We start from the raw sequence: 10,610 nt of genomic DNA, 5'->3' as shown, positions 1-10,610 counted from the left end.
CCCCGCGTCGTCGGTCCGACGTCACGCCCCGGTCGGGCCCGCCACCGGGGTGTTGAGCAGCTGCAGCTCCCACAGGGTCACTATTCCGGTGGCGCCGGCGTGCCCCAGCGAGGCCAGCTGGTCCTCGGGCGAGATGCGGTCGGTCCGGGCCCAGTCCCGCTGCCACTCACCCACCACGGCCAGCCACGTGATCGGGACGACTCCGGCCTGGATCATGCGCCGTACGGCCATGTCGTGGGCCTCGGCCGAGGTGCCTCCGGAGGCGTCGGTGACGGCGTGGACCTCGAAGCCCTCACCGGCCGCGTGGATGGCGGGCATCGCCACGCAGATCTCCGTCCACAGTCCGGCGATGATCAGCTTCTTGCGTCCGGTGGCCTTCACCGCGTCCACCACACGCTGGTCCTCCCAGGTGTTGATGGCCGTTCTGTTGATCGGCTTCTGGTCCGGGAAGACGTCGTGGAGCGGCTGGATCAGGTTGCCGCCGCGCTCCTCCACGACGGTGATCAGGATCGTCGGGACACCGTAACCCTTGGCGGCCTTGGCCAGGCCCACGACGTTGTTGGCGATCATCGTCGGCTCGTGGCTGTGCAGGTTGGCGAACTGGTACGGCTGGTGGTCGATCAGCACCAGGACGCTCTCTTCGGGGGTCAGCAGGGCCTCAAGGCCGGTCTTCGGCGACGTGCTCACAGGGGTCTCCCAAGAGAAGTGACTGACTACGCGAGCATCAGGTAGTTGATGCGTCAACTTTCTGCGTGATGCGTCAACTAGATGTCCAGGCGCGGGCTTAGGAGCGCACCTGGTGCCGAGGCCACGGTATGGCGCAAGCTGGCCCGCATGGTTTGGTTGCCGCTGCTCTCCACCCTGGCCGGGGCCGCGATCGGTATCGTCGCGACGCTCATCGCGGATCGGAATCGCTGGAAGCGGGAGGACGCCAAGGACGCTCTTCGACTGCGGCTCGACGTCTACACGCAGTACACCACCGCCGTGAAGGACCTCGGTGACACTCTGCGGGCGCTGGCCGCACGCGAGCACCCGTCCGGCGACGAGCGGGCGCTCGCGCTGCGCGAGGCCTTCCGGCTATCAGGCATCGCCACGGCATCCGAACGCATGTGGCTCATCGCACCCGACCCCGTCGTAAGCGCCTCCAACAGCGTCTTCCACTGTCTGCGACGCATCCGAGACGGCTATGTCGACGGCGTCGCCGTCAGCAGTGCGGAAGACCACGCGCATTGGGAGGCACGCGGCAAGGCAGCCGCCAGAATGCGCGAGTTGATGCGCGAAGATCTCGGCGTCGGGCCGCTCACGGAGCGCCACAGCGTCTCCTAGCGGCGGCCTCGGTGAGAGCCGGCCTGGACATCTGCGGCGCTATGCCGTGGCGCGCGCCTTCTCCAGCAGCACCGGGTCGTGGGCGTTGACGATGAGGAGGTCGGGGTCGGACCGTCGGTACAGGTCGGCGAGGCGGTCGTGGTTGGCGCGCACCTTTTTGCCGTCGTACGCGATGAGCGCCTCCATGCCCCGCAGGGAACCGGGGACGCGGGAGTGCCCGTCGAGCGTGCCGTGGTGGTAGAAGGAGTCGCCGGCGTGCAGCAGCCAGCGGTGGCCGGCGTCGACCGCGACGGCGGCGTGGCCGCGGGTGTGGCCGGGCAGCGCGAGCAGGACGATCCCCGGGGCGATCGCGTCGAGTTCGCGGGCGGCGGCGAAACCGCGCCACTGCTCGCCGTCGGGCCGGTGCTCCACGAGCTTGGGGCGGTGCTCCCACTGGGGGCTCTGATAGCGGATGCGCTCCCGCCGGGAGGGGGCGTGGACGGCGCCGAGCGCCTCGTCCGCGGTGAGGTGGACCTCGGCCCAGGGGAAGTCGGACAGACCGCCGATGTGATCCGCGTCGAAGTGGGTGAGGACGATGTGCCGGACGTCCTCGCGGCGGAAGCCCAGCTTCTCCACCTGGCGGGCGGCCGTCTCCTCCGCGTCGAGGACCGGCCGGACGAAGTGGCGGGCGGGTCCGACGCGCCGCTTCGGGTCGGCGATGTCGTCGAGGCCGTAGCCGGAGTCGACGAGCACCAGGCTCCCGGGGGTCTCGATCAGGAGGACATGGCAGACGAGGGGGGCTCCGGGAGGCCGCATCGTCCCGCAGTTGAGGTGGTGGACTTTCACGGGAGGGGTGTCCTTGGTGTCGAGGGGTGCGTCGGTCAGCACCGCGAGACGCTACTTACGACGTATGTCTACACTCGCCAAGGCTGACTTACGGCATAAGTAATGTCAAGGTGACCCAGGACGCGGGAGCGCCCGAAGGTCAGGACCGTCCCTCGACGCGGCGGCGGATCGCGTCGAGGAGCATCTCCAGCCCGAACTCCATCTCCGCCTCGTGGTCGCAGACCGCCAGCTCCGCGGCCGCCGCGGCGACCGCCGGCAGTCCGCTGTCGACGAGCTCCTGCTCGCGCATGGCCGTCACCGCCGGGATGGCACCGGCGTAGGTCGGTGCGAAGCCCACCTCGCGGGAGAGCGTCCCGATCAGGAAGGCGATGAAGGCGCGCAGCACGTGGACGGCGGCGGCGCCCTCCAGTCCCGCACGGTTCAGCACCCGCAGTGCGGCCTCCACGACCGGCATGGCCGCGGGGGCGTTGAGACGCCTGGTCAGCACCAGGGACGCGGAACGGGGGTACTCCAGGGCTGCCGCACGGAAGGACCTGGCCAGGGCGCGGAGTCCGTCCTCCCACGGCATCGCGTCGACCTCGGGGATCCTGATCCCGCTCAGGATCAGGTCCGCCATGGCGTCGAGCACGTCGGTCTTGTCGTCGACGTGGTTGTACAGCGACATGGTGCGCACGCCGACCGCCGCCGCGATCTTGTGGAGCGACAGCTTCTCCATGCCCTCCGTCTCGGCCACGACGAGGGCCTGGCGCACGATCTCCGCCCTGGTCAGTGGGCCACGGCGGGTCATCCGCTGTGCCATCGCCTCTCCTCCGGTCAGCCGTAGTGCCTGGCAGCGGGCTTCAATTTATCCAATGCGCCTCAGGCGGTGGCGCGTCGGCGGCGGCCGTCCCGGAGGACGGCACCGGCGAGGATCGCCTCCCGGGTGCGGGCGAGAACCTTCGCACGGGCGTCCGGATCAGCGCACCGGAGAGCGACGGTGACGCCCTGGACGACGATGCGGGCCGTGAACTCGTCGGCCTCGTCCGCGCATCCCGGGATGCCGGCCAGGGAGGTCGAGAGGGTCCGGAGCAGCGCGTTCGGTTCGTCCTGCGGCTCCGCACCGCGCATCAGGGGCAGGAGGGCGGGTCTGCGCTCCGCGAGGGCCGCCACCTCTTCGAGCATCTCCCCCACGGCCGCCTCGGGCGCCGGGTCGGTCTGCCCGTCCCGGACGGTCCGCACCGGGAGTTCTGCGGCCAACCGCCGCAGCAGCGCGTCCACCACGGCCCGCCTGTGCGGGAAGTACTGATAGAGCGTGCCGGGCGACACGCCCGCATGCCTGGCCAGCGCGTTCATCCCGACGCCGGCCACCCCGACCGCCGCGACGAGTTCCTCGGCCGCTTCCAGGATCTGTTCCGTGCGGCGCAGGCCGCGCCGCTGACGGCTGCCGCCGGTGCGGGTCACCGGTGCGGCTCCTGCGGCCCTCCGTCGTACGGCACGCCCACCCGTGCCGCCAGTCCGGCGATGAGCAGTTCGACACCGTGCCGGAACTCGGCCTCGTGGTCGCTCACGGCCAGATAGGGCGCGGCGGCCGTCAGCACGGGGTCGCCCACGGCCGCGATCTCGTCGATGCGCCGCTCGACCTGGCCGGGTTCGACCGCGCCCACGGTGATGGCCGAACCGAGTTCCCGCATGATCATGCCGACGGTGTATCCCGCGAAGCTCCGCACCACATGGACGAGCTCCCGCGGGGACAGACCGAGTTCGGGGAAGCCCGCCAAGGCGCAGCGGATGCTTTCCAGGGCCGCTGGTGACTGGGTGGGCCGGGTCAGGACCAGCGTGAACGCCTTGGAGTGGCGCAGGGCGGCGGCGCGGAAGGCGGCTGCATGGGCGCGGGCCCGCTCCTGCCAGGTGCCCAGGCCGGCCCCGGCGAAGTCGACACCGCCCAGCAGCACCTCGGCGACGCCGTCCAGCAGGGCGTCCTTGTTCGGTACGTGGTTGTAGAGCGACATCGCCTCGACGCCCAGCTCTCCGGCGAGTTTTCGCAGGGAGAAGGAGTCGGGACCGTCCCTGTCGATCATCTCCAGTGCCGCGTCGACCACCTTCTCCCGGGTCAGACCGGGCCGCCTGCCCCGACCACCGCCGCGGACCTTCATCGCACCGTTCCCCTTCCCGCATCCGAGTCTTGACATGACTTATTGCGTAAGTCTAGCTTGAGGAAACATTGGACATACGGCGTAAGTATTAATCATCGGAGAACACGAATGACCAGCACCATGCGCGCGCTCATGGGCGGCGCCGGCCCCGAATGGGAAGCCCGTGACGTCGCCGTCCCCGAGCCGGGGCCGGGGCAGATCCGGGTGCGGGTGCGGGCGGCCGCCGTGAACCGGGCGGACCTGTACATGCTCCAGGGCACCTACAACCCCCGGGCGAAGACCGGCGACCTGTTCACCGCGGGCCTCGAACTCGCCGGTGAGGTCGACGCGATCGGGACCGGCGTGCCGTACATGGCCGTGGGCGACCGGGTCATGGGCGTCACACTCGGCGCCTTCGCCCCGTACGCGCTGGTCGACCACCGCCATGTGATCGCGGTGCCGCAGTCCCTGTCGTGGACGGACGCTGCGGCCCTGCCCGTGGCCCTGGCGACCGAGCACGACGCCCTCGCCCAGGGCGGGTTCGGCCTCAAGGACAGCGTGCTCGTCGTGGGCGCCACCTCGTCCGTGGGCCTTATCGGCGTACAGCTGGCCAAGGCGCTCGGCGCGGCCGAGGTCATCGCGACCACCACCTCGGACGGCAAGGCCGAGACGCTCAGGGCGATCGGCGCGGACGTGGTCGTCAACACGGCGTCGGAGAACCTCGCCGAGGCCGTGGCGGCCGCCACCGACGGCGCGGGAGCCGACCTCACCCTCGATCACGTGGGCGGGCGGCTCTTCGCGGACACCTTCCTCGCCACGCGGATCGGCGGCACCGTCGTCAACGTCGGCCGGCTCGCCGGTGCCGAGTCCACCATCGACCTCGACCAGCTGGCGTTCCGCCGCCTGCGGGTCATCGGGACGACGTTCAGCGTGCGCACCCCCGACGAACTGGCCGACGTCTGCGCCGCCCTCATGACCGACGTCGTTCCCGCCGTGGCGGAGGGCCGGATCCGCGCCGTCGTCGACAGTGTTTTCGCCTTCGACGACGCCAAGGCGGCGGCCGACCGCATGCGTTCCGACCAGGCCGTCGGAAAGATCGTTCTGGAACTGCCGGAATTCTGAGAGAGAAGAGAGCCGCAGCATGAGCCGTGTTTTCGGGCAGATCGCGCAGATCGGATACGTCGTCCGTGATCTGCACTCCGCCATGGAGTTCTGGGTGGCCCAGGGCGTGGGCCCCTGGTTCTACCAGGACCCGGTGCAGACGGACTGGTTCAGGTACCGGGGTGTGGAATCGGGCATGAGGATGGCCGCCGCGATCGCCAACTCCGGTGACGTGCAGATCGAGTTGATCCAGCCGCTCGACGACGAACCGTCCCTCTACAAGGACTTCCTGGACGCCGGGCACGAGGGCGCGCAGCACGTCGCCTACTGGACCAAGGACTACCAGGGGCTCTACGACCGGGCCCTGTCCCTCGGCTACACCGTCGCCCAAGAAGGCGCGGTCCAGGGCGGCCGATTCGCCTACCTCGACACCGAGACGCACCCCGGCACGGTCATCGAGATCTCCGACATCGGCGGCGCCAAGGGCGAACTCTTCGCCGCGCTGCGGGAGATGGCGGCCCAGTGGGACGGCACCAACCCCATCACCAAGGTCGCCTGACACCACCGTACGGAGGAAGAACGATGGACTACCCCGACCTGACCGCCCTGCCCGCCGAGTTGCAGAAGCTCGCGGCCGAGCGGTCCGCCGTCAACGTCTACCGGATGGCGTTCCACTCGCCCGCCCTGGCCCCCGCCTTCCTGCAGCTGGCCGACGCGATCTTCCAGAGCGCGCTTCCGCACCCCTTGCGCGAACTCGCCATCCTACGGGTGGGACACACCTACCAGGCGCCGTACGAGATCCACCACCACGAGAACATCGGCCGTCTCCTCGGTCTCGACGAGGCCGGCATCGCCGCCGCGGGGTCCGGCTCAGCCGGGGACCTGACGGCGGAGCAGGCCGCGGTCCTCTCCCTCACCGACCGGCTGCTCGCCCAGCACACCCTGACCGAGGCCGACCGTGCCGAGGCGCTGGGGTTCCTCACGGTGGGCCAGCTCTCCGACCTGGTCCTCACGGTCGGCTTCTACCAGCTGGTCTGCGACTTCCTCAACACCTTCGACGTGACGACCGAGGGCGAGAAGGCCCCCTACTGACGCCCTTCACCGAGTCCCGGGAGGACCCATGAAGCTCGCCTGGCAGGACTCCGACGTCCTCGACCTGCCCACCCTCGGCACCCACGTTCCCGCCTTCGACGGCCTGGACGACGTCCCCGGCGGATACGGCGCCAAGCTCGCCTGGGCCCGCAGTCAGGCCGAGGTGTTCCGGTCCGAGTTCACCGCCACCGGCACCCCCGACACCGTCGCCACCTGCGACCTGATCACGCTGCCCTACCCCACCAGGTTCGGCCTGTTCCGGGCCAGCCGGGCGATAGCGCCGTTCCTCAGCATCACCAACCGCATGCTGGTCGTACGGTGGACGGAGAGCGACGGGCGTCGGCGGGTGCTGCTGTTCGAGCCCAGCGACCACGAACTCGGCCAGAACACGCCGTACTTCGCCGCCCTGATCCGCCGCACCCCCAAACCGCTGCAGTCACTCCTCACCACCGAACACGGCACCGTACTGGGCCACTTGGACCGCCTCGGCATCAAGCCGGCGGACGTCGACTACCTGCTCTTCGACCACCTGCACACCCAGGACCTCCGCCGCTGGGTGGGCACGACGAGGCCGCAGTCCGATCTCGGCGGCGCCACCGCCACCCCCGCTTTCCCCAACGCCAAGGTCATCGTGCAGCGCCACGAACTGCTCGCGATGTCCCAGCTGCACCCGCTCCAGCAACCCTGGTACCAGCCTCGGACCTACCAGGACGTACGGCCGGACGCGTTCCTGGCCATCGACGGCTCGCTGCTCCTCGGGCCGGGCGTGGCCGTGGTGGAGACCCCGGGGCACGTCCTCGGCAACCAGACCCTGGTCCTCAACACCTCCACCGGCATCTGGGCGTCCAGCGAGAACGTCATCGCCGCCGAGTGCCTGACCCCCGAACACTCCCGGATGCCGGGCCTCGCCCGCTGGTCCCGCACCTGGGGCCAGGAGGTGGTTCTCAACGCCAACACCATCGAGACCACGGCCGCGCAGTACAACTCGCTGATCATCGAGAAGACCCTGGTCGACCGCTCCCAGGCCGACCCCCGCTTCCTCCAGTTCTTCCCCTCCAGCGAACTGACCGCCTCCTGGGCCAACCCGGGCACCACGCCCACCTTCACGCACAAGGCGATCACCCACTCCGGCAGGACGAGCCGGTAGGGCGAGCCGACAGGACAGCGTGCACCCCGAGCCGGTAGGACCGCGCGACCCGCGGACCTACCGGCCTTCGGCGCCGGCGGCCAGCGCCTGGCTCCCGGACAGGCTGACGGCGATGCTCACAGGGTGGCCGCGCCGGCCCTCAGGAAGTCCATCGCCGCGTCGATGTCCGCCTTCTCCGGGTGATGGCACAGCTCACTGATGACCGCGGCAGCGGTGACGGCCAGCATGCGGGGCCCGAACGCGTCCGGCGCGTTGCCGCTCTCCTCGGCGAACATGCGCGTGCCTTGCTGCACGACACCCGAGAGCCTGCCGTTGCTGACCGCCCGCAGCTCGGGGTTGAGGTCGAACATGCGCTCCGAGAGGTCGTCCAGGTCACTGCGGTGCGCGATCTCCTCGCGCAGCCAGTGCTCCAGGGCGTCCAGCGTCAGCCACCCCGGCTGCCGGTCGGACAGGGCCGTGCGCAGCCGCTCCGCCAGCGCGTCCGAACGGGCCAGCGCCAGCTCCAGCTTGGAGGGGAAGTAGAGCGTGACCGTGCGCGGCGAGACCTCCGCCGCCTCGGCGATGTCGGCGATGGTCGTCGACTCGAATCCCCGCTCCGCGAAGAGCCGGTACGCCGACCGGAGGATCGCTTCCCTGCGCCGGGCCTTACTGCGCTCCCGGAGCCCGTCCCTTGGCTCGTTGGTCACCATGCCCTGAGATTACCATCGACGGCTATTTTACAGTCGAGTGTAATTATGCCTTAGGCTGCATCTCATGACGGGTGCCGCCACGGCACCCGGACGGCACGACGAAAGGACGGCGCGGACATGGCGTCTCGCCTCTACACATGGGCGCTGCTGGCGGTACGCCGCCGCGGCCGGGTCATCGCGGCCTGGATCCTCCTGCTGACCGCGGTCGGCGCGCTCGGGATCACCGTCCACGGCAAGGTGGCCTCGGACTTCACGGTGCCGGGCATCGAGTCGCAGCAGGCCCAGGACCTCCTGGAGAAGAAGTTCCCGGACGCCGCCGGCGGCGTGGTCCGCGTGGTCTACGCGGCGCCCGAGGGAGGCACCCTGACGAAGACGGCGAGCAGGACAGCCATCGAGCAGGGGCTGGCGAAGGCGGCGAAGATCCCGGGGGTCGTACAGGTCACCGACCCGTTCAGGACCGGGTCCCTCTCCGCCGACAAGCGCATCGGCTACGCCGACGTCCGCTTCCGGCAGGACGCCGCCGACGTCACCCAGGACGCCAAGGACGCGCTGAGCGGCGCCATGGCCCAGGCCGGCAAGGCGGGGCTGGAGGTCGAGTACGGCGGAACGGCGATGAAGGCCGAGACCAAGGTCGGCGGCCCCGCCGAGCTGGTCGGCGTCGTGCTGGCCCTCGTCGTCCTCGCCGTCACCCTCGGATCGCTCGTGGCGGCCGGACTGCCGCTGCTGACCGCCGTCGTGGGCGTGGCCATCGGTGTGCTGGGCGTGAAGTTCGTCTCGACATGGGTGTCGATCACCGGCACGTCCACCGTGCTCGCGCTCATGATCGGCCTGGCGGTGGGCATCGACTACACCCTGTTCATCATCTCCCGCCACCGCGAACAGCTCACCGACCCCGACATGGACGTCGAGGACTCGATCGCCCGGGCCGTGGCCACCGCGGGCAGCGCGGTCGTCTTCGCCGGGGCCACCGTCGTCATCGCCCTGGCCGCTCTGTGCGCGACCGGCATTCCCTTCCTGGCCGTCATGGGCCTGTCCGCCGCCGCGACCGTGCTGATCGCCGTGCTCATCGCCGTCAGCCTGGTCCCGGCCGTGCTCGGCCTGTTCGGCGAGCGGCTACGGCCCAAGCCCCGGCAGCCGAAAGCCGGCCGCCGCGAGCGCGTCCCCGGTGCCTGGGGCCTGGCCTGGGCCCGTGCGGTCACCCGCCGCCCGCTGATCATCCTCCTCACGGGCGTGGTCGCGCTCCTCGCCCTCGCCCTGCCCGCCCGCAACCTCCGCCTGGGACTGCCCAGTTACGCCTCCTCACCCACCTCCAGCACCCAGCACAAGAGCTACGACCTGCTGTCGGAGGGCTTCGGCGCGGGCTTCAACGCGACCCTCGTCGCCGTCGTCGAGACCGGGGACATACCCGCCGGGAAGGTCACGGCCACCGTCACCGCCCTGCGCACGTCGCTGGCCGGGGACTCCGACGTGGCGGCCGTGTCGAAGCCGGTCGCCAACTCCGACCGGAGCCTCGTCGTGATGGCCGTCGTACCGAGGACCGGACCCGACGCCCAGGCCACCACCGACCTGGTCCACCGCCTCCGCGACAACGCCCCGACCGTCGCCGAGGCCGGCGGCACCCTCTACCTCGCCGGCCAGACCGCGGCGGCCATCGACGTCGCCCACAAACTCTCCGGCGCCCTCCCGCTCTTCGTCACGATCATCGTGATCCTCGCGCTGATCCTGCTCACGCTCGCCTTCCGGTCGCTGCTGGTACCGCTCAAGGCGACCCTCGGCTTCCTGCTCTCGATCGCGGCCGCCATCGGCACCACGGTCTGGGTCTTCCAGTACGGCCACCTCGACGGCCCGCTCGCCATCCCCTCGGCCGGACCGGTGACGAGCTTCCTGCCGGTCCTCCTCATCGGGGTCCTGTTCGGACTCGCCATGGACTACGAGGTGTTCCTCGTCAGCCGGATGCGCGAGCACCACGAGAACACGCGCGACCCGCAGCAGGCCGTCGTGCACGGCGTCGCCCGCAGCGGACGCGTCGTCAGCGCCGCCGCGCTCATCATGGCGGCGGTGTTCGCCGGGTTCATCTTCAACGAGGACCCCGTCATCAAGTCCATCGGCTTCGCGCTCGCCGTCGGCGTGCTCATCGACGCCTTCGTCGTCCGCATGACGCTCGTCCCGGCCGCCATGGCCCTCCTCGGCCGCCGCGCCTGGAGCCTCCCCCGCCGGCTCGACCGCGCGCTGCCCAACGTGGACATCGAGGGCGCGGACCTCCCCGTACGCACCGCACCGCAGCGGGACGACGAGCACGAGAAGGCAGCCGTGCGATGA

General features: G+C 70.5%; 12 protein-coding genes. 6 read left to right on the top strand and 6 right to left on the bottom strand.

Translation table 11 applies throughout. The features are described 5' to 3' along the window. Nucleotides 1-21: 21 nt before the first annotated feature. Nucleotides 22-687 (bottom strand): hydrolase, encoded by a 666-nt coding sequence (locus ACGFZS_RS49180; RefSeq protein WP_393800748.1) that lies wholly within the window; start codon nt 685-687, stop codon nt 22-24. Between the two features lie 147 nt (nt 688-834). On the opposite strand from ACGFZS_RS49180, the gene ACGFZS_RS49175 reads away from it, so the two are divergent. Continuing rightward, nucleotides 835-1,326, top strand: a complete 492-nt coding sequence (locus tag ACGFZS_RS49175; protein ID WP_393800747.1) for a hypothetical protein — start codon at nt 835-837, stop codon at nt 1,324-1,326. A gap of 39 nt (nt 1,327-1,365) precedes the next feature. Here ACGFZS_RS49175 and ACGFZS_RS49170 read toward each other — a convergent pair whose 3' ends face one another. From ACGFZS_RS49170 to ACGFZS_RS49155, 4 genes are all read right to left on the bottom strand, one after another. After that, a complete protein-coding gene (locus ACGFZS_RS49170; RefSeq protein WP_393800746.1) occupies nt 1,366-2,193 on the bottom strand; it encodes an MBL fold metallo-hydrolase in 828 nt (275 codons plus the stop codon). A gap of 97 nt (nt 2,194-2,290) precedes the next feature. Further along, on the bottom strand, nt 2,291-2,950 hold the full coding sequence (locus ACGFZS_RS49165; RefSeq protein WP_393800745.1) for a TetR/AcrR family transcriptional regulator C-terminal domain-containing protein: 660 nt from the start codon (nt 2,948-2,950) through the stop codon (nt 2,291-2,293). 59 nt (nt 2,951-3,009) lie between these two features. Then, the gene (locus ACGFZS_RS49160) at nt 3,010-3,591 is read right to left on the bottom strand and encodes a TetR/AcrR family transcriptional regulator (RefSeq protein WP_393800744.1); all 582 of its coding nucleotides are present in this window, start codon (nt 3,589-3,591) and stop codon (nt 3,010-3,012) included. Next, on the bottom strand, nt 3,588-4,283 hold the full coding sequence (locus ACGFZS_RS49155; RefSeq protein ID WP_393800743.1) for a TetR/AcrR family transcriptional regulator C-terminal domain-containing protein: 696 nt from the start codon (nt 4,281-4,283) through the stop codon (nt 3,588-3,590). Before ACGFZS_RS49155 ends, ACGFZS_RS49160 begins: the two co-directional genes overlap by 4 nt. A 108-nt stretch (nt 4,284-4,391) precedes the next feature. Between ACGFZS_RS49155 and ACGFZS_RS49150 the strand changes: the two genes are divergently transcribed. Genes ACGFZS_RS49150 through ACGFZS_RS49135 form a run of 4 tightly spaced genes read left to right on the top strand, consistent with a single transcriptional unit; the run spans nt 4,392 to nt 7,602 of the window. Beyond that, nucleotides 4,392-5,384 (top strand): zinc-binding alcohol dehydrogenase family protein, encoded by a 993-nt coding sequence (locus tag ACGFZS_RS49150; protein ID WP_393800742.1) that lies wholly within the window; start codon nt 4,392-4,394, stop codon nt 5,382-5,384. Nucleotides 5,385-5,403: 19 nt separating this feature from the next. Then, nucleotides 5,404-5,922: a VOC family protein gene (locus tag ACGFZS_RS49145; protein WP_393800741.1), complete on the top strand. Its 519-nt coding sequence runs from the start codon at nt 5,404-5,406 to the stop codon at nt 5,920-5,922. A gap of 23 nt (nt 5,923-5,945) precedes the next feature. Beyond that, complete coding sequence (locus tag ACGFZS_RS49140; protein WP_393800740.1) at nt 5,946-6,455, top strand: carboxymuconolactone decarboxylase family protein; 510 nt, start codon at nt 5,946-5,948, stop codon at nt 6,453-6,455. A gap of 28 nt (nt 6,456-6,483) precedes the next feature. Beyond that, nucleotides 6,484-7,602 carry a hypothetical protein gene (locus tag ACGFZS_RS49135; protein ID WP_393800739.1) on the top strand — a complete coding sequence of 373 codons (1,119 nt, stop codon included), beginning with the start codon at nt 6,484-6,486 and terminating at the stop codon, nt 7,600-7,602. 116 nt (nt 7,603-7,718) lie between these two features. Here the strand turns inward: ACGFZS_RS49135 and ACGFZS_RS49130 are convergent, their stop codons facing one another. Further along, nucleotides 7,719-8,291: a TetR/AcrR family transcriptional regulator gene (locus tag ACGFZS_RS49130; RefSeq protein WP_393800738.1), complete on the bottom strand. Its 573-nt coding sequence runs from the start codon at nt 8,289-8,291 to the stop codon at nt 7,719-7,721. Nucleotides 8,292-8,408: 117 nt separating this feature from the next. On the opposite strand from ACGFZS_RS49130, the gene ACGFZS_RS49125 reads away from it, so the two are divergent. After that, nucleotides 8,409-10,610: an MMPL family transporter gene (locus ACGFZS_RS49125; protein WP_393800737.1), complete on the top strand. Its 2,202-nt coding sequence runs from the start codon at nt 8,409-8,411 to the stop codon at nt 10,608-10,610.

Origin of the sequence: Streptomyces sp. NPDC048288 (assembly GCF_043201555.1) — a bacterium.
In the GTDB taxonomy this organism is placed as follows: domain Bacteria; phylum Actinomycetota; class Actinomycetes; order Streptomycetales; family Streptomycetaceae; genus Streptomyces.
The sequence above is the reverse complement of the archived record's forward strand: the minus strand, read 5'-3'. Positions and strand labels throughout refer to the sequence as shown.